This is a genomic window from Serratia sp. X3, assembly GCF_014982455.1.
Lineage (GTDB): Bacteria > Pseudomonadota > Gammaproteobacteria > Enterobacterales > Enterobacteriaceae > Serratia > Serratia ureilytica.
Window position 1 is genome coordinate 110351 of record NZ_JADCNB010000008.1, and the last position, 18057, is coordinate 128407.

Sequence of the window (18057 nt, forward strand, 5' to 3'; positions counted from 1 at the left end):
GAGCGGTTATGTTGCAAAAATCCGTACCGTTGGGCATCTACGAGAAAGCGTTGCCGCCGGGTGAGGACTGGCTGACGCGCTTGCAACTGGCGGGGGAGTTGGGATTCGATTTCGTTGAAATGTCGATCGATGAAAGCGACGGCCGTCTGGCGCGGCTGGACTGGAGCGCCGAACAGCGGCTCGCGTTGGTCAACGCCGTTGCAGCGAGCGGCGTGCGGGTGCCTTCACTGTGCCTCAGCGCCCACCGGCGTTTTCCGTTGGGCAGCGAAGACGACGCGGTGCGGGAACAGGGGCTGGAAATCCTGCGCAAGGCTATTCGGCTGGCGCAGGATACCGGCATCCGGGTGATCCAACTGGCCGGGTATGACGTTTATTACCAGCAGTCTACTGCGCAGACCCGCGCCCGGTTCCGCGCCGGATTGGCGCAGGCGGTGGAGATGGCCAGCCGCGCTCAGGTCATGTTGGCGATGGAAATCATGGACTATCCGCTGATGAATTCGGTCAGCAAGGCGCTGGGCTATGCCCACTACCTGAATAACCCATGGTTTCAGCTGTACCCGGACATCGGCAATTTGTCTGCCTGGGACAACGATGTACAGATGGAGCTCGTAGCCGGACGCGGGCATATCGTGGCGGTGCACGTTAAGGATACGCGGCCGGGAGAGTTTAAGAACGTGCCGTTCGGCGAGGGCGTGGTCGATTTCACCCGCTGCTTCGAAACGCTGCTTGCGAGCGGCTATCGCGGCCCCTATCTGCTCGAAATGTGGAGCGAGAAGGCGCCCGACCCGCTGCAGGCGGTGCGGGAGGCGCGTGCCTGGGTGGTTGAACGCATGGCAGAGGCCGGGTTGGAAATAGGGAGCTAACATGCTGGAACAACTGAAATGGCAGGTCTACAAAGCCAATATGGCGCTGCCTGAGCACGGGCTGGTGACCTATACCTGGGGGAATGTCAGCGGCATCGATCGGGCCAGCGATCTGATGGTGATAAAACCCAGCGGCGTGCCTTATGAAACGATGCGGGCGGAAGATATGGTGGTGGTGAATGCGCGAGGGGAGGTTGTTGAGGGACAACTGCGGCCTTCATCCGATACGCCGACGCATCTGGCGCTGTACCGGGCATTCCCACAACTCGGCGGCGTCGTGCATACGCATTCCACTCACGCCACCGCCTGGGCCCAGGCGGGTGAGGCGATACCGGCGTTCGGCACCACCCATGCCGACTATTTTTCCGGCGACATTCCTTGCACCCGCGCGCTGACGGCGGAAGAGGTGGCGCGGGAATATGAATTGAACACCGGTCGGGTGATTATCGAAACCCTGTGCGGGCGCGAGCCGTTGCACATTCCCGGTATTCTGGCGTATCAGCATGGCCCGTTTAGTTGGGGCTGCTCGCCGGATGAGGCGGTGCATAACGCGGTGGTGCTCGAGGAGGTGGCTAAGATGGCGTGGATCAGCCGGGGCATTAACCCTGGCCTGCGCCGGATCGATGAACACCTGTCGGCGAAACATTTCAGCCGCAAACATGGCGCCGGCGCTTATTACGGCCAGCGCTGACTATCAGGCGCCGTACCCCATCATCTTCAGCAGCTGCTGCGCTTGCTGCACCGCTTCCTGGCGATGGGCCACGCCCAGCTTCTGGTACAGATTGCGGATATGGGTCTTGATGGTGGTGGCCGCTACATCCAACTCACCGGCGATCTGGTCGTTGCTGTAACCGGAATAGATCAGCCCCAGTACCTGCCATTCGCGTTGGGTCAACGGACTGGTGCGGATCAGTTCCGGCACCTGCGGATGGGTCAGCAGCTTATCGACGAAGTTCTCGTCGAAATGCGCGAACTTGTGCCGATGATGCTGGTTGATGTCGCGCAGGATGCGCTGGGCGCGATGCTGTTCCAGCTCCGGCAGCGTGTTGAGCTGGATCAGCTGGCGCAGCTGCTGCGCCATCGCTTCGCCTTCGATGACGAAGTGGCTGATAAAGCCGGTGCGGTTGGCCAGCGACAGCGCTTCGATCAGCGCCTGCTGCGCTTCGCCCTTGCGCTCTTGCAGCCAGTAGAGCTGGTTGCTGAGCAGCAGATTACGGTTGAGATCGCTCACCAGCCGCAGGCGGCGGGCATTTTCGTTCAGTTCATCCAGCACCACGCCGGCCTCTTCATACTGGCCGAGCAGGATCTGCACTCGCGCGATGTTGCGCCATTGCCCCTGCGTGAAGTGGTTGTCCGCCATGCCGGGCTTTTCGGTGTGGCGCAGCCACTGGGCGGCGGCGGCGGTGTCGCCGGTCATCTGCCAGTGGATCACCCGCGACTTGTCGGTGTTGGTCAGCCAGTCGCGATGATAGTGGGCGCCGTGCAGCAGGGTTTCGCAGCGCTGCAGATGGGTATTGGCATTGTCCAGATCGCCGCGCGCCAGCGAGCATTTGGCCAACATGGCGATGCACTGCAGTTGCTGCTGCGGTTGGTAGTTGGCCAGAATTTTCAGCCCGGCTCGCGCCGCGTCTTCCGCTTCGTCCAAGCGCGACCATGACCACAGGATCTGGGCGCGGATGCGCAACAGGAATTCGTGCATCGGCAGCTGTTCCAGGTGCTGCTCGCGGATCAGTTCGAACGCCTTATCCTGGGTTTCGTAAGCGGCCTGCAGGAAGCCTTGGGCGATAAGGATTTCGCTTTGCTGCAGCAGCGCCCAGAGCGCGTAATGGTTCGCCTGATGACGACGCGCCATCTGCTCGGTCTGCTGCATCATCGGCAGCGCGCGCGCCAGTTCGCCCTTGCAGTGGTGCACTTCGCCGGTCACCGAGGTGGCGACGATGCGGCTGTAGTAGCTGGACAGCGGCAGGAATTTCAACGCTTCGGTCGCCAGCCGCTCGGCTTCTTCCGGTTTGCCGGCGTTGATCGCCACCTGGGCGCGCAAGGCGTCGAACTCGGCGTGCAGCGTTTGGTCTATCTCGATTTTCTGTTCGCGCATGGTGCGCTCGGCGCGCTCCAGCAGAGTGTTGACTTCGCTGTAGCGGTGCTGGCTCTGCGCCAGCCAGGCCTGCAGCAGCGCCAGCTTGGGGTTTTGGATCAGGCGCTCATACGGCAGCGCGTTGAGGCACTCCTCCAGCAAGGCCAGTTCGCTGTGGTGGAACAGCGACCAGGCGTGTTGCAGCAGGATATCGCGCAGCATGCTGACGTCGCTGGCCGCCAGCGCGTGGTGAATGGCCTCCGCCGGATACCCCAGCGCCAGCCAGCCTTCGGCGGCGGCGCGGTGCAACCCCGGCAGCTCCAGCGCCAGTTCCCACTGGCAACGCTGGCGCAGGAAAGAGGCGAACAGCGGGTGGAAGTTGAACCATTCGCCGGTGTCGTCCATGCGGTGGATAAACAGCCCCTGGCGCTCCAGCTCCTCCAGCCGCTGCTGGCCGTTGTCTTCGCCGGTCAGCCGCACGATCAGCGCATCGTTCATTGAGCGCAGCACCGAACAGCGCAGCAGGAAGGCGCGCGCATCGGCATCGACGTGATCCAGCACTTCGTCCACCAGATAGTCGGACAGATGGCTGGCGTTCAGCCCCGCCAGCCGCTTGGCCGACAGTTGGGCCGAGGAGGCGGATTGGCGGGCCGACAGCGCGATCAGCTGCAGCGCGGTGGCCCAGCCTTCGACTTCGTCGCACAGGCGGCTGCTGTCCTGCTGTTCCATCGGCGCCGCCAGGCGGCAATCGAAGAACTGTTTGGCTTCCTGATGGGTGAACGCCAGCTGCTGCGTGCCCATTTCCAGCAGCTGATCGCGCACCCGCAGGTTGGCGATGCCGAGCGGCGGCAGGGTGCGCGAGAGCAGGATCAGCGTCAGGTTTTCCGGCTGATGGCGCAGGAAAAAGCGCATGGCTTCGTGAATGGCGTCGTTGGTGATCAGGTGATAGTCGTCGATCACCAGGTACAGCGGTTGATGCCAGTCGGCCAGCTCGATAAACAGCTGGGCGAACAGCGCAGACAGGCTGGCGTACTGGTGCTTCTGGCTCAGCGCCTCGCTCTTGACGCAGCGGCCGCCGCTGGCCTGCTGCAGCGCCGCGATCAGGTAGCTGGCGAAACGCTCCGGCTGGTTGTCGCTCTCATCCAGGGAATACCAGCCCAGATCGGCCTTGCCGGCCGCCCATTGGGCGATCAGCGTGGTTTTCCCGTATCCCGCCGGGCAATTGACCAGTGTCAGACGATAGTTGCCCGCGCTGGCCAGTTTGGCCAGCAGGCGATCGCGGATCACGGTATTTTGCAGCCGTACCGGGCGGCTCAGTTTTGATGGGATCAGCATAGTATTCCAGGATATAAATCGCGGTTCCCGCCGGGATTGGAGTGGCGCTAATTATTTTATGGTTCGTAATTAATAGCTCCCCCTAACTTCTGCCAACCCTAAACGTATTGCAACAAGCTTCCGCATCGGCTTGGAGTTAAGTTGCTATCGATCACACTTTTTTACGTTTGGCGTCGGAGTACGGCGATACGGTTGTGGATCGCATTTCCGGCCATGGACAAAACTTCAGCAGCGCGAATACTTGTGCTAACGTCATGGTTAACGTTCTCAGTGCTCGCCGCACGCGTTGGCGGGCTTTTTTGCATCGTTGCAAGGGAGTCAAAAAGTGCCTGAGATCACAATTCCAGCTACGCCCCAATCCTCCTCCCCAGCTAATCCCCAGGCGGGATGATGCCGTCAGGCTTTCTCACCGGCACGATAGCGGCAATTTGACCCACTTACTGGATAGAGAGTTTTCCTTATGTCACAGCCTACGCTCAAGAAGGATGCTTTTCTGGCGGCGCTCGCCCGTCAGTGGCAACGGTTCGGCCTCAGTTCCGCGCAGCAAATGACGCAACATCAATGGTGGGAAGCCGTCAGTGCGGCGCTGGCCGAGCAACTGGCCGCACAGCCGGCGCCGCGCAAAAGCGCCAAACCGCTGCGTCACGTGAACTACATCTCGATGGAGTTTCTGATCGGCCGGTTGACGGCGAACAACCTGATCAACCTGGGCTGGTACGACACCGTCGAGCAGGCGCTGGCCGAGCAGAACGTCAAGCTGGCGGATCTGCTGGAGCAGGAAACCGATCCGGCGTTGGGCAACGGCGGGCTGGGGCGTTTGGCGGCCTGTTTCCTCGACTCGATGGCGACGGTGGAACAACCGGCCACCGGCTATGGGCTGAACTACCAGTACGGGCTGTTCCGCCAGTCGTTCCAGGGTGGGCAACAGCAAGAGGCGCCGGATAACTGGCAACGCGAGAGCTATCCGTGGTTCCGCCACAACGCCGCATTAGCGGTGGACGTGGGCATCGGCGGCAAGCTGGAGAAGCAGGCCGACGGCCGCGAATTGTGGCGCCCGGCCTTCACCCTGCGCGGCGAAGCCTGGGACCTGCCGGTGCTGGGGTATCGCAACGGCGTGGCGCAGCCGCTGCGTCTGTGGCAGGCGACCCATCAGCATCCGTTCAACCTGAGCGATTTCAACGACGGCAAATTCCTGCAGGCTGAGAAGCAGGGCGTAGAAGCCGACAAGCTGACCAAGGTGCTCTACCCGAACGACAACCATCAGGCCGGCAAGCGCCTGCGCTTGATGCAGCAGTATTTCCAGTGCGCCTGCTCGGTGGCGGACATTTTGCGCAAGCACCATCAGGCCGGCCGCAAGATTGAAGAACTGCCGAAGTATGAAGTGATCCAGCTGAACGACACCCACCCGACCATCGCCATTCCGGAAATGCTGCGCATTCTGCTGGACGAGCACCAGCTGGAGTGGGAGGCGGCCTGGGCGATCACCAGCAACACCTTCGCCTACACCAACCACACTCTGATGCCGGAAGCGCTGGAGCGCTGGGATGAAAAATTGGTGCGCAGCTTGCTGCCGCGCCATTTCTCCATCATCAAACAGATCAACGCCAGGTTTAAAAAATTGGTGGATAAGCACTGGCCGGGCGACGAGGCGATGTGGGCCAAGCTGGCGGTGCAGCATGACAAGCAGGTGCGCATGGCCAACCTGTGCGTGGTCAGCGGCTTTGCGGTCAACGGCGTGGCGCAGCTGCATTCGGATCTGGTGGTGAAGGATCTGTTCCCGGAATATCACCAGCTGTGGCCGAACAAATTCCATAACGTCACCAACGGCATCACGCCGCGGCGTTGGCTGAAACAGTGCAACCCGGCGCTGTCAGGCTTGATCGACGAGACGCTGAAGGTGGAGTGGGCGGGCGATCTTGACGCGCTGCGCGGGCTGGAGAAATTCGCCGACGACGCGGCGTTCCGCCAGCGTTATCAGCAGATCAAACGCGACAACAAGGTGGCGCTGGCTCAGTACGTGCACGGCGTGATGGGGCTGAAGCTCGATCCGGACGCAATCTTCGACGTGCAGATCAAACGCTTGCACGAGTACAAACGCCAGCACCTGAATCTGCTGCACATCCTGTCGCTGTATCGCCAGCTGCGCGACAACCCGAATCTGGACATCGTGCCGCGCGTGTTCCTGTTCGGCGCCAAGGCGGCGCCGGGCTACTACCTGGCGAAGAACATCATCTACGCCATCAATCAGGCGGCCGAGAAGATCAACAACGATCCGCTGGTGAAGGATCGCCTGAAAGTGGCGTTTATCCCGGACTACCGCGTGTCGGTGGCCGAACTGATGATCCCGGCGGCGGATATCTCCGAGCAGATCTCCACCGCCGGTAAAGAGGCCTCCGGCACCGGCAACATGAAACTGGCGCTGAACGGCGCGCTGACGGTCGGCACGCTGGACGGCGCCAACGTCGAAATCGCCGAGCAGGTGGGCGAAGACAACATCTTTATCTTCGGCAATACCGTGGAGCAGGTGAAGGCGATAGTGGCGAAGGGCTACGATCCGCTCAGCTACCGCAAGAAGGACAAGCACCTGAAGGCGATTTTGGACGAGCTGGCGAGCGGCGCTTTCAGCCACGGCGACAAGCACGCATTCGACATGATGCTGCACAGCCTGCTGGAAGGCGGCGATCCCTATCTGGTGCTGGCGGACTTTGCCTCGTACTGCCAGGCGCAGCGCCGGGTCGATGAGCTGTATCGCGATCGGGACGAGTGGACGCGGCGGACTATCCTTAACACCGCGCGCGTCGGCATGTTCAGCTCGGATCGCTCGATCCGCGATTACCAGCAGCGCATCTGGCAAGCCAAACGTTAAGGAGAGCGAATGGATCGCAAGCGTATCGATCAGGCGGCAGCGCAGGCGGGGATCGCTGCCGATTTCATCAATGCTCACGGCAAACGGCAGGCGATTGAGCCGCAGACCAAGCGCAAGCTGCTGGCGGCCATGAAGTGGCCCGATGATGCGGTGCAGGATACCGCGCCGCCGCCGTTACCGGCGGTCAAGGTGTTCTATCAGGGCGCGCCGTTGGCGCTGACGCCGACGGGCGAAGGCGAATACCTGTGGGCGCTGCAGCGTGAAGACGGCGAATGCCTGCAGGGGCGCGTCGGCGCGCGCAAGACCCTGACGCTGCCCGGTGAGCTGCCGGCGGGTTACCACCAATTGACGTTGAGCCAGGGCGCACGGCAGTGGTCATGCCGAGTGATCGTCGCGCCGAGGCGCTGCTTCGAGCCGGACGCCTTGTTGACCGGCAAAAAGCTGTGGGGCGCCTGCGTTCAGCTGTACACGCTGCGCTCCGATCGCAACTGGGGCATCGGCGATTTCGGCGATCTGCGCCTGATGGTGGAAGAGGTGGGGAAACGCGGTGGCGCTTTCGTCGGCCTCAACCCGATCCATGCGCTGTACCCCGCCAACCCGGAGAGCGCCAGCCCTTACAGCCCCTCGTCGCGCCGCTGGCTGAACCTGGCGTATATCGACGTCAACGCGGTGGAGGATTTCCAGCGCAGCGACGCGGCGCAGCGCTGGTGGCAGAAGCCGGCGACGCAGAAACAGCTGGCCAAGGCGCGCGCTGCGGAGTGGGTGGATTACACCGCCGTGATGCAGCTGAAACTGGCGGCGCTGAAGCTGGCGTTTCCGGTATTTCAGGCGCGCAAGCCAAACGACGCGCAGCGTCAGGCGTTCGAGCAATTCGTGACGGACGGCGGCGACAGCCTGTACCGGCAGGCGGCCTTCGACGCGCTGCATGCCCATTTGGCGGCGGATGACATCAGCCAGTGGGGCTGGCCGGCCTGGCCCGAACGTTATCGGCAGGGGGATAGCGAAGCGGTGCGGCAGTTCTGCGCTGAACACCAGGAAACGGTTCGTTTTTACCTGTGGCTGCAGTGGCTGGCGGCCACCCAGTTCGCGCAGTGTTTTGACCAGAGCAGGCAGCAGCAGATGCCGATCGGCCTGTATCGCGATCTGGCGGTCGGGGTGGCGGAAGGCGGGGCGGAAACCTGGTGTGACCGCGAGCTGTACTGCCTGAAAGCGTCGGTCGGGGCACCGCCGGATATTCTGGGCCCGCTGGGGCAAAACTGGGGCCTGCCGCCGATGGATCCGCACGTGATGGCGGCGCGCGGGTATCAGCCGTTCATCGATCTTTTGCGCGCCAACATGACCAGCTGTGGCGCGCTGCGTATCGATCACGTCATGGCGCTGCTGCGGCTGTGGTGGATCCCGTATGGTGAAACAGCCGATCGCGGCGCCTACGTCAAATACCCGGTGGACGATCTGCTGGCGGTGCTGGCGCTGGAAAGCCAGCGCCATCGCTGCATGGTGATCGGCGAGGATCTCGGTACGGTGCCGGTGGAAATCGTCGGCAAGCTGCGCGACAGCGGCGTCTATTCCTACAAAGTGCTCTATTTCGAAAGCGACGGCGAACACCATTTCCGCGCGCCGCAGGCCTATCCGGTGCAGGCGATGGCGACCATCACCACTCACGATCTGCCGACGCTGCGCGGCTACTGGCAAAGCGACGATCTGACGCTCGGCAACCGGCTGGGTCTCTACCCGGATGCGGAAATCCTGCGGGCGCTGTTCGCCGATCGGGAACGCGCCAAGCAGGGGCTGCTGGATGGATTGCATCGTTATGGCTGCGTGCCGCAGAAGGTGGGCAAGAAGGCGGCGCTGCTCGGCATGAGCCCGCTGCTCAACCGCGGCCTGCAGCGTTATGTCGCCGACAGCGCCAGCGCCTTGCTTGGCCTGCAGCCGGAAGACTGGCTGGACATGGCCGATCCGGTCAACATCCCCGGCACCAGCGATCAGTATCCTAACTGGCGGCGCAAGCTGACTCAAACGCTGGAAGATATGTTCGCCGACCCGCGGATAAACCGGCTGCTGAAGGATTTGGACAAGCGCCGACGTAAGGTGTCGGTGGGGTGACGATGAGGTGTCGTTGTATTAGGTCAAAGGACGAGAACTTTAGTCCCATCCAAATGACGGATACCCGAATTAATTGGCGTTGCAGCTAGGCGGCAAGTGCGTAAATCCCCAGGAACTTACTTAAGTAAGTGACTGGGGTGCGCGCATGCGGCCAACAACGCTGCAACTTCAAGTAAGAAGGGTATCAGTAGTAGGAGTGCTCGCCGCGCTGGTGCTCGGTCAAATCACGCACGCCTTTCAGCTCCGGGAACTTCTGCAGCAGCTCTTTCTCGATGCCTTCTTTCAGCGTGACGTCGACCATCGAACAGCCGTTGCAACCGCCGCCGAACTGCAGAATAGCCATGTTGTCGTCGGTGATCTCCATCAGCGTTACGCGGCCGCCGTGGCCCGCCAGCTGTGGGTTGATCTGCGACTGCAGCACGTATTCCACGCGTTCCATCAGCGGCGCGTCGTCATCGACCTTGCGCATCTTGGCGTTCGGCGCCTTCAGCGTCAGCTGAGAACCCAGCTGGTCGGTCACGAAGTCGATTTCGGCGTCTTCCAGATACGGCGCGCTCAGTTCATCGACATAGGCGGACAGTTTGTCGAACTTCAGTTCGGTATCCGTCGCTTCTACCGCGTCCGGCGGGCAATAAGAGACACCGCATTCGGCCGTCGGCGTGCCCGGGTTGATCACGAATACGCGGATTTGGGTGCCTTCTTCTTGATTTGCCAGCAGTTTGGCAAAGTGTTCCTGTGCAGCATCTGTTATACGGATCATAGCATTAGCTCAATAGTTGACTTCTATAGTCGGTTATAATACGCCCATTGCCGTGGCACTACAACGTGCGGCAAACGCACCATATCTGCACCGAGGCGGCGCCTTGCCGCCGCAGCAGCGCCGCGATCGCCGAGACGGTGCTGCCGGTGGTCACCACGTCATCCACCAGGGCGATATGCCGGCCGGCGACCGGCACGGTACAGACGAACGCGCGCTGCAGATTGCGTCTGCGGGCAGAGGCGCTCAGCCGCTGTTGCAGGGCGGTTTTGCGCACCCGGCGCAAGGCGGCGGGCCGGTAGGCGCAACCCAACCAGCGCGCCAGCGGCCGGGCCAGCAGATCGCTCTGGTTATAGCCACGGCGCCAGCAGCGTGTTGCATGCAAGGGTACCGCCAAAATCAGGTCGGGTCTGTTCAGATACTGCTCTGCGCGCGCCTGCTGCCAGCGCAACAGCATCAGGCGCGCCAGCGCCGGCGCCAGCTCGGGCGCGCGGTGGAACTTGAACCTTTTTACCAGCAGGCTGAGCGGCGTCACGTAGTCGCCGACGAACACCAGCCGTTGCCAGGGCGGTGGCCGTTGCAGGCAGCGGCCGCAGGGCGTGCGCGTCTCCCCGGCGGGCAGCCCGCAGCGCGGGCAACACGGCGGTCTGGCCGGCAGGTGACGCAGGCAGCAGCTGCAGAGGCCATGACGCATCAGGCTCAATGGCTGTCGGCATAGCCAACAGCGGCTGCGGATTGATAGCATAGCGTCTCCGAGACGGGTAAGCATGAAAGGACAATAACCAATGACAGCGCTGTACTGGCAAACAATAGGTGAAGGCGAACGCGATCTTGTGCTGCTGCACGGCTGGGGGTTGAACGCCGAAGTGTGGAGTTGCATTCAGGCGCGGCTGACGCCGCATTTTCGCCTGCACCTGGTCGATCTGCCGGGGTACGGCCGCAGCCAGGGGGGCGGCGCCCTGTCGCTGGCGCAGATGACGGAAATCGTGCTGGCGGCCGCCCCGCCGCAGGCCTGGTGGCTCGGCTGGTCGCTCGGCGGGCTGGTGGCCAGCCAGGCGGCGCTGATGCAGCCGCAGCGGGTCAGCGGGCTTATCACCGTGGCCTCCTCGCCGTGCTTTGCCGCCCGCGATGCGTGGCCGGGGATCCGTCCGGATGTGCTGAGCGGTTTCCAGCACCAGCTAAGCCTGGATTTCCAGCGCACCGTCGAGCGTTTTCTGGCGCTGCAGACGCTGGGCACCGAGAGCGCGCGTCAGGATGCGCGCCAGCTGAAAGCGGTGGTGCTCAACCAGCCGACGCCGAGCGTCGAAGTATTGAACGGTGGGCTGGAGATCCTGCGCACTGCCGATCTGCGCGCGCCGCTGGCGGAGCTGGATCTGCCGCTGCTGCGGATCTATGGCTATCTGGACGGGCTGGTGCCGCGCAAGGTCGCCGAGCTGCTCGACGCCGCCTGGCCGAACTCCACGTCACAGATCGTGGCCAAAGCCGCCCATGCGCCGTTTATCTCTCATCCCGATGAATTTGTGACGATGATCGAAGCGTTTATTGCAGCACATTGAATGCAGCGTGAAAACGCACAATAGAGCGCGAAAAAAAACGTTGCCGGGTGGATAAAAGACAAAGCTGTTCAATACTTAGTGAGTCAATGCGTTGGCTGCAAAATGAAAAGACCGCGTGCGGCGATTTTCATTTTGGCGTTTCGTCTCTGGGAAACAGGCCCCGTCAGGGAAAGCAACGAGGCCTGAGGATGTCGCGGCAGCCTGCAGTACTACGCATGGATCCAGGACGGCTTTCATAACAGATAAATTATCCATTGAGAGGTTAGTGTCATGAAATCATTGAAGATGATTATTGCAGCGGCAGTGCTGGGTTCGGTGTCTTTCGGCTCCATGGCGGCAACCCTGCTGACCAAGGAAGATCTGGATAAGAATCCGGGTAAATACGAGAAGATCGGCACCGTCACCACCACGGCGGAAACCACGTCGCCGATGGATGCCAAGGAAGAGCTGTCCAAACTGGCGGACGAAAAGGGCGGTCAATACTACGTGATCCTGGCAGGCCGCGAACACGGTAAATTCAGCGCCATCGCCGAAGTTTACAAAGACAAGCAATAAGCCTTGAACGTTCAGGGGCGCCCGCAGCGGCGCCCCTGAACGTTAGGCCTTCAGCCGGTAGAACACCGTGCTGCACCCCTGGCCCTGCGGGCAGCTTTTGCAGCCGCCGCTCAGACAGGCGCCGCCATCCTGTTCGATGCGTTCCACTTTCCCCATCGCCGTCAAACGGTCCAGCATCGCCTGCACCAGCGGCAGCGGCGTCGCCAGCGATTGGCTGAGCTGCTGCGCCTGGGCGCTGCCGCGCAGCGCCAACGCATCGCGCACCTGCAGCAGCCCGGCCATCAGTGGCAGCTCCCTTTGGCGCCCTGACAGCAGGCCGCCGGCGTGGCGTTGCCCAAGCGAACCGTGACGCGGCTGCGCGCCCGGCGCAGGCCAAACAGCACCAGCAGGTTTACCAGCACCACCGCCAGGATCGCCGTCAGGCTGTACTGCGGGTGTTGGTTGAAGGTGGCCGCCTGATAGAACAGCGTTGCCAGCGAATAGGCAACGTTCAGTCCCCACAGGATGGAGAAGGTCATCCAGCCGCGGCTCGATTCACGGGCGATGGCGCCCATCACCGAGACGCAAGGCACATACAGCAGCACGAAGATCAGGTAGCTGTAGGCGGAGATGCCTGAGCCGAATTTGCTGCTCATTACCCCCATCGAGCCGACGCCCATCTCGCCGTCGCCCTTGCTGGCTTCGATCGGGTTGGAGAGCACGCTCAGGCTGAAGGTGTTTTTCAGGCCGTCCCAGGTTTCCTGCAGCGCGCCGCCCAGCTCGTCGAGCAGGTTGAAGTTGGCGGCGTCGAACGCCTCTTTGTTAATATGCTCGGCGGTGTACAGCGTGTTCAGCGTGCCGACCACCACTTCTTTCGCCATCGCGCCGGTCACCAGGCCGACGGTGGCCTGCCAGTTATCGCTGTGGACGCCCATCGGCTGCAGCAGCGGCGTCAGCACCTTGGAGACCGAAGCCAGCGCGGAGTCGTTGATGTTGTCGACCGTTTTGCCGCTGAACGAGAAACTGTTCAGGCCGCCGATAAACATGCTGGCGACCACGATCACCTTGCCGGCGCGCAACACGAAGCCTTTCAGCCGCTGCCAGGTTTGCAGCAGCAGGCTTTTCAGGTGCGGCACGTGGTAGACCGGCAGCTCCATCACGAACGGCGAGGCTTCGCCGCGCATGAGGGTGTATTTCAGCACCAGGCCGGTCAGGATCGCCACCGCGATGCCGAGCATATACAGCGAGAACACCACGCCGGCGCCGTCCTGGCCGAAGAACGCGGCGGCGAACACTGCGAAGATCGCCAGACGGGCGCCGCAGGACATGAACGGCGCCATCATGATGGTGATCAGGCGTTCGCGTTGGGCGTCCAGCGTACGGGCACCCATGATGGACGGCACGTTGCAGCCGAAGCCGACGATCAGCGGCACGAAGGATTTGCCCGGCAGCCCGAGCGCCTGCATCAGGCGATCCATCACGAACGCCGCGCGCGCCATGTAGCCGGAGTCTTCCAGGAACGACAGGAACAGGTACATCATGCCGATCTGCGGCACCAGCGGCAGCACGGTGTTGATGCCGCCGCCGACGCCCTGCGCCAGGAAGACGGTCAGCCAGTCGGGGAAGTGCAGGGTATAGCCGAGCCACTGAATGCCCTGAATGAAGATCGCCGCCGAGCCGATATCGAAGATCGGCTGCAGCGCGCCGCCGATATTGATCGCCAGCAGGAACATCAGGTACATCACCAGCAGGAAGATCGGTACGCCCAGCCAGCGGTTGAGGATCACTTTATCCAGCATGTCGGTCAGGCGGTTGGGCATCGCCTGCTGCGAGTTGCTGACCGCGTCGCACAGGGCGGCGATGGACTGGTAGCGCGCGTCGGCGATCACCAGCGCCGGGTCCTCCTGCTGCTGCTGTTGCAGCGCCTGAATGGCCGCTGGCAGCCGCGCCACGGCGGGGCCGGCCAGACGATGGCTGTAGATGTCGCCCTCCAGCATCTGCAGCGCCAGCCAGCGGCGCTGCGCCGCCGGCAGCGTTTGCGGCATGGCGTCGCTCAGCGTGGCGACCTCTTTCAGCAGCAGCGGCGGGTAGTTCACCAGCGCCTGCTGTTCGTTGATGCGATGATTGTCGATCATTTGTTTCAGCACGCCGATGCCGTCGGCGCGGGTGGAGACCATCGGCACTACCGGGCAACCGAGGCGCGCCGACAGGGCGGCGACGTCGATATCGATATGCTGGCTTTTGGCGATGTCGAGCATGTTGAGCGCCACGATGCAGGGAATGCCCAGCTCCAGCAGCTGCAGCGTCAGGTAGAGGTTGCGTTCCAGGTTGGAGGCATCCACCACGTTGATCAGCAGATCGGCGTCGCCGCTCAAAATGTAGTGGCAGGCGATCTGCTCATCGAGCGACGTCTGCTCCGAAATGGTGGTCAGGGAGTAGGTGCCGGGCAAATCGACCAGCCGCACGTCGGACTGCGGGGTGGTGAAATGGCCTTCCTTGCGTTCGACCGTCACGCCCGCCCAGTTGCCGACCCGCTGGCGCGCGCCGGTCAGTTGGTTGAACAGCGTGGTTTTGCCGGAGTTCGGGTTGCCGATTAAGCCGATGGTGAGTTTTTTCATAGTTCTGCGTGTCGTCTTCAAGGAGAACAGCGCCGGCGCAAAGGCGCACCGGCAAACGGAGGGCGCGCCGGCTCAGGGCTGGCCGTCGAGCTGCAGCAGCGCCAAATCCTTCCTGCGCAGCACCAGGCTGACGCGGCGGGTTTTAATTTCTATCGGATCGCCCAGCGGCGCGACGCGCACCACGTCGAACGAAGAGCCGGGCAGCATGCCGAGCGATAACAGTTTCTGGCGGTAGGCCGGCGCAATCTCGCTGGAAAAGCCGACAATCTTATATGTGCGTTTAGGTTGAAGCTGCATGTCATTAACCTTCCGGGTGCCGATGAGCATCGGGCTGATGATAATTGGACGTTGCCGGCGAAAATGCCACGCCGTCGGCGGTATTCATCCATAAGGTCATGCAATAAAGTGAGCGAAAATAATAGTAATTATCATTATCGCGTTCAATACAAAAAGTAAGGGTATTGTAACCAATTATTTTGGCGGCGGCCGCTTTTTGGCTGGCCCCCTTGATAATCCCCGTTTTACCACCGCTTTTACGCAGCGGCAAATGAGAATGGCGAGTTAAATCAGTTACGTATTTGTAGCCAGGTTTTCTCGTTTGCAAATGGCGATGGCGTTTTTTCCTTTTTTATTTCTGGTGAAAGGCAATTCAATAACATTATTCCGCCGTAATGCGAGCGGTAACCATTTGTGTTTCTCTCACAATTCGCGAGATGAAAAATGCGTGTTAACGGAGTTGTTAATAAACGGCTGCAGAAGGGATTTTTGCTGGCTGAATAATGGGAGGACGGTCACACAAGAACGGGAAATAAAAAGATGATGGTTTATTGAGACGGGTCAAAAATGCCGCAAGTTTTCTTCATTGGAAAGGGCGGAGCAGGCTCCGCCCTGTTGGTCTGACTTAGCGTTTCTTGCCGAAAGCCGCCGCCAGCGCGTCGCCCATGGCGCTGTTGCCGGCCGGCGCCGCATTGCGCGGTTTGGCCTTGTTGCCGCCCGCCGAACGGTTGGCGTTGTCGCGCGCCTGTGCCGGCGCGTTGCCGCCGCGGCGCGGCGAGCCTTCGCCCGGTTGCTCATCCAGACGCATGCTCAGCGCGATGCGTTTGCGTTGCAGATCGACTTCCATCACCTTCACTTTGACGATGTCACCGGCTTTCACCACGGTGTGCGGATCTTCGACGAACTTGTCCGCCAGCGAGGAGATGTGCACCAGGCCGTCCTGATGCACGCCGATATCCACGAAGGCGCCGAAGTTGGTGACGTTGGTCACCGACCCTTCCAGGATCATGCCCGGCTGCAGATCGTTGAGGGTTTCCACGCCTTCGGCAAAGGTGGCGGTTTTGAACTCCGGACGCGGGTCGCGGCCCGGCTTCTCCAGCTCTTTCAGAATGTCGGTGACCGTCGGCACGCCGAACTTGTCGTCGGTGAAATCGACCGCTTTCAGGCTGCGCACCGCCGAGGCGTTGCCCATCAGATCCTGCAGCGCCTGCTCGGTGGCGGCCAGAATGCGCTGCACCACCGGGTAGGCTTCCGGGTGGACGGTAGAGGCATCCAGCGGGTTGTCGCCGTGGTTGATGCGCAGGAAGCCGGCGCACTGTTCGAACGCTTTCGGCCCCAAACGGCTGACTTTCAGCAACTGTTCACGGTTGCTGAAGCGGCCGTTCTCGTCGCGCCAGTTGACGATATTCTGCGCCATCATGCGCGTCAGGCCGGCCACGCGGGTCAGCAACGGCACCGAAGCGGTGTTCAGATCGACGCCGACGGCGTTCACGCAGTCTTCCACCACCGAGTCCAGCTTTTTCGCCAGCTGGCTCTGGCTGACGTCGTGCTGATACTGGCCGACGCCGATGGATTTCGGGTCGATCTTCACCAGCTCCGCCAGCGGATCCTGCAGACGACGGGCGATGGACACCGCGCCGCGCAGCGACACGTCGAGATCCGGGAACTCCTGCGCCGCCAGTTCGGACGCGGAATACACCGACGCGCCCGCTTCGCTGACGATCACTTTCTGCGCCCGGACGTCGCTGAACTGCTTTTGCAGGTCGAGATAGAAACGCTCGGTTTCACGCGAAGCGGTGCCGTTGCCGATCGCCACCAGCTCCACGTTGTGTTTGATGCACAGCGCCGCGACGATGGCGGCGGCTTTGGCCGCTTGCCCGGTGTGCGGATAGACGGTGTCGGTGGCCACCAGTTTGCCGGTCGCGTCGACCACGGCGACTTTCACCCCGGTGCGCAGGCCCGGATCGAGGCCCATGGTGGCGCGCATGCCGGCCGGCGCGGCCATCAACAGATCATGCATGTTGCGGGCGAAGACGTTGATCGCTTCATCCTCCGCGCGTTCGCGCACCGTGCCCATCAGCTCGGTTTCCAGGTGCAGCAACACCTTGATGCGCCAGGTCCAGTTGACCACCGCCTTGCGCCAGGCGTCGGCCGGAGCGTTGTTCAGGCGCAGATTGAGGTGATTGATGATGATCAGCTCCGCCTGGCTTTCGCGCGGCGCTTCCTCAAACTGCGGATCGGCGTTCAGCGCCAGCTGCAGCACGCCTTCGTTGCGGCCGCGGAACATCGCCAGCGCGCGGTGCGAAGGCACCTGGGAAATCGGTTCGTGGTGATCGAAGTAGTCGCGGAACTTGGCACCTTCGTCTTCCTTGCCCTCGACCACTTTGGAGACCAGATGGGCGTTTTTCCACAGGTAGTCGCGCACCTTGGCCAGCAGCGCGGCGTCTTCGGCGAAGCGCTCCATCAGGATATAGCGCGCGCCGTCGAGGGCGGCTTTCACGTCCGCCACGCCCTTCTCGGCGTCGACGTAGCGTTCAGCCAGCTGTTCCGGCTGCTGTTGCGGATCCTGCCACAGCGTGTCAGCCAGCGGTTCCAGACCAGCTTCGATGGCGATCTGGCCACGGGTGCGGCGCTTGGGTTTGTACGGCAGGTAGAGGTCTTCGAGTTCGGTCTTGCTCAGCGTGGCGTTGATCGCCCCCGCCAGTTGTTCGGTCAGTTTGCCCTGTTCATCGATCGACTTCAGGATGGTCTGACGACGATCTTCCAGTTCACGCAGATAACCCAGGCGGGTTTCCAGCTGGCGCAGTTGGGTGTCGTCCAGGCCCCCGGTGACTTCCTTACGATAGCGTGCAATAAAGGGCACGGTATTACCTTCATCCAGCAGACGGATGGCGGAGTCGACTTGCTCCGGCCGGGCCTGCAGTTCTGTTGCAATAATGCGGCTCAGTGGGTCATTCATAGGTCTGGTATCTGTATTGAGAACGGTGAATAAACAGGGGACAGTTATACGGATTGATCGCGGAAAATGCCAGCGGAGCGGGCCGCCGCCGCGCGGCCGCGGCGTGGAGAACAGCT

General features: G+C 61.9%; 14 protein-coding genes. 6 read left to right on the top strand and 8 right to left on the bottom strand.

Features of this window, described 5'->3' with window-relative positions:
- Positions 1-8 precede the first annotated feature (8 nt).
- Both IMX17_RS22190 and IMX17_RS22195 read left to right on the top strand, forming a co-directional pair.
- The gene (locus tag IMX17_RS22190) at positions 9-863 is read left to right on the top strand and encodes an L-ribulose-5-phosphate 3-epimerase (protein ID WP_182265710.1); all 855 of its coding nucleotides are present in this window, start codon (positions 9-11) and stop codon (positions 861-863) included.
- Between the two features lie 4 nt (positions 864-867).
- Complete coding sequence (locus tag IMX17_RS22195) at positions 868-1554, top strand: L-ribulose-5-phosphate 4-epimerase (RefSeq protein WP_046688554.1); 687 nt, start codon at positions 868-870, stop codon at positions 1552-1554.
- A 3-nt stretch (positions 1555-1557) separates the two neighbouring features.
- On the opposite strand, the gene malT is transcribed toward IMX17_RS22195, so the two are convergent.
- The gene (gene malT, locus IMX17_RS22200) at positions 1558-4272 is read right to left on the bottom strand and encodes an HTH-type transcriptional regulator MalT (RefSeq protein WP_033651750.1); all 2715 of its coding nucleotides are present in this window, start codon (positions 4270-4272) and stop codon (positions 1558-1560) included.
- A gap of 460 nt (positions 4273-4732) precedes the next feature.
- On the opposite strand from malT, the gene malP reads away from it, so the two are divergent.
- Together malP and malQ are read left to right on the top strand one after the other, a co-directional pair.
- Positions 4733-7138 carry a maltodextrin phosphorylase gene (gene malP / locus IMX17_RS22205; protein ID WP_193550242.1) on the top strand — a complete coding sequence of 802 codons (2406 nt, stop codon included), beginning with the start codon at positions 4733-4735 and terminating at the stop codon, positions 7136-7138.
- A 9-nt stretch (positions 7139-7147) separates the two neighbouring features.
- On the top strand, positions 7148-9241 hold the full coding sequence (gene malQ / locus IMX17_RS22210) for a 4-alpha-glucanotransferase (protein WP_182265711.1): 2094 nt from the start codon (positions 7148-7150) through the stop codon (positions 9239-9241).
- Positions 9242-9425: 184 nt separating this feature from the next.
- Here malQ and nfuA read toward each other — a convergent pair whose 3' ends face one another.
- A complete protein-coding gene (gene nfuA / locus IMX17_RS22215) occupies positions 9426-10001 on the bottom strand; it encodes a Fe-S biogenesis protein NfuA (protein WP_004930777.1) in 576 nt (191 codons plus the stop codon).
- Between the two features lie 58 nt (positions 10002-10059).
- Positions 10060-10743: a DNA utilization protein GntX gene (gene gntX, locus IMX17_RS22220; RefSeq protein ID WP_182265712.1), complete on the bottom strand. Its 684-nt coding sequence runs from the start codon at positions 10741-10743 to the stop codon at positions 10060-10062.
- Positions 10744-10783: 40 nt separating this feature from the next.
- On the opposite strand from gntX, the gene bioH reads away from it, so the two are divergent.
- Positions 10784-11554, top strand: a complete 771-nt coding sequence (bioH, locus tag IMX17_RS22225; RefSeq protein ID WP_193550243.1) for a pimeloyl-ACP methyl ester esterase BioH — start codon at positions 10784-10786, stop codon at positions 11552-11554.
- A gap of 270 nt (positions 11555-11824) precedes the next feature.
- Complete coding sequence (locus IMX17_RS22230; protein WP_004930765.1) at positions 11825-12109, top strand: YdgH/BhsA/McbA-like domain containing protein; 285 nt, start codon at positions 11825-11827, stop codon at positions 12107-12109.
- A gap of 42 nt (positions 12110-12151) precedes the next feature.
- Here the strand turns inward: IMX17_RS22230 and IMX17_RS22235 are convergent, their stop codons facing one another.
- The 5 genes from IMX17_RS22235 to IMX17_RS22255 all read right to left on the bottom strand — a co-directional run bounded on the left by IMX17_RS22235 (position 12152) and on the right by IMX17_RS22255 (position 17941).
- Positions 12152-12391 carry a FeoC-like transcriptional regulator gene (locus IMX17_RS22235; RefSeq protein WP_016930385.1) on the bottom strand — a complete coding sequence of 80 codons (240 nt, stop codon included), beginning with the start codon at positions 12389-12391 and terminating at the stop codon, positions 12152-12154.
- Positions 12391-14706, bottom strand: a complete 2316-nt coding sequence (feoB, locus tag IMX17_RS22240; protein WP_033645292.1) for a Fe(2+) transporter permease subunit FeoB — start codon at positions 14704-14706, stop codon at positions 12391-12393. The genes IMX17_RS22235 and feoB overlap by 1 nt, the downstream gene beginning before the upstream one ends.
- Positions 14707-14778: 72 nt before the next feature.
- Positions 14779-15003: a ferrous iron transporter A gene (gene feoA, locus IMX17_RS22245; RefSeq protein WP_033645291.1), complete on the bottom strand. Its 225-nt coding sequence runs from the start codon at positions 15001-15003 to the stop codon at positions 14779-14781.
- A gap of 4 nt (positions 15004-15007) precedes the next feature.
- Entirely contained in the window at positions 15008-15310 is a 303-nt protein-coding gene (locus IMX17_RS22250) for a hypothetical protein (RefSeq protein ID WP_193550244.1), read from the bottom strand.
- Between the two features lie 297 nt (positions 15311-15607).
- The gene (locus IMX17_RS22255; protein ID WP_046898702.1) at positions 15608-17941 is read right to left on the bottom strand and encodes a Tex family protein; all 2334 of its coding nucleotides are present in this window, start codon (positions 17939-17941) and stop codon (positions 15608-15610) included.
- Positions 17942-18057 lie beyond the last annotated feature (116 nt).

Excerpts from the sequence above, each read along its gene's own strand:
- IMX17_RS22190 (WP_182265710.1), top strand. The coding sequence starts at position 9 with ATGTTGCAAAAATCCGTACCGTTGGGCATCTACGAGAAAGCGTTGCCG.
- malT (WP_033651750.1), bottom strand. The coding sequence starts at position 4,272 with ATGCTGATCCCATCAAAACTGAGCCGCCCGGTACGGCTGCAAAATACC.
- malP (WP_193550242.1), top strand. The coding sequence starts at position 4,733 with ATGTCACAGCCTACGCTCAAGAAGGATGCTTTTCTGGCGGCGCTCGCC.
- malQ (WP_182265711.1), top strand. The coding sequence starts at position 7,148 with ATGGATCGCAAGCGTATCGATCAGGCGGCAGCGCAGGCGGGGATCGCT.
- nfuA (WP_004930777.1), bottom strand. The coding sequence starts at position 10,001 with ATGATCCGTATAACAGATGCTGCACAGGAACACTTTGCCAAACTGCTG.
- gntX (WP_182265712.1), bottom strand. The coding sequence starts at position 10,743 with ATGCTATCAATCCGCAGCCGCTGTTGGCTATGCCGACAGCCATTGAGC.
- bioH (WP_193550243.1), top strand. The coding sequence starts at position 10,784 with ATGACAGCGCTGTACTGGCAAACAATAGGTGAAGGCGAACGCGATCTT.
- IMX17_RS22230 (WP_004930765.1), top strand. The coding sequence starts at position 11,825 with ATGAAATCATTGAAGATGATTATTGCAGCGGCAGTGCTGGGTTCGGTG.
- IMX17_RS22235 (WP_016930385.1), bottom strand. The coding sequence starts at position 12,391 with ATGGCCGGGCTGCTGCAGGTGCGCGATGCGTTGGCGCTGCGCGGCAGC.
- feoB (WP_033645292.1), bottom strand. The coding sequence starts at position 14,706 with ATGAAAAAACTCACCATCGGCTTAATCGGCAACCCGAACTCCGGCAAA.
- feoA (WP_033645291.1), bottom strand. The coding sequence starts at position 15,003 with ATGCAGCTTCAACCTAAACGCACATATAAGATTGTCGGCTTTTCCAGC.
- IMX17_RS22255 (WP_046898702.1), bottom strand. The coding sequence starts at position 17,941 with ATGAATGACCCACTGAGCCGCATTATTGCAACAGAACTGCAGGCCCGG.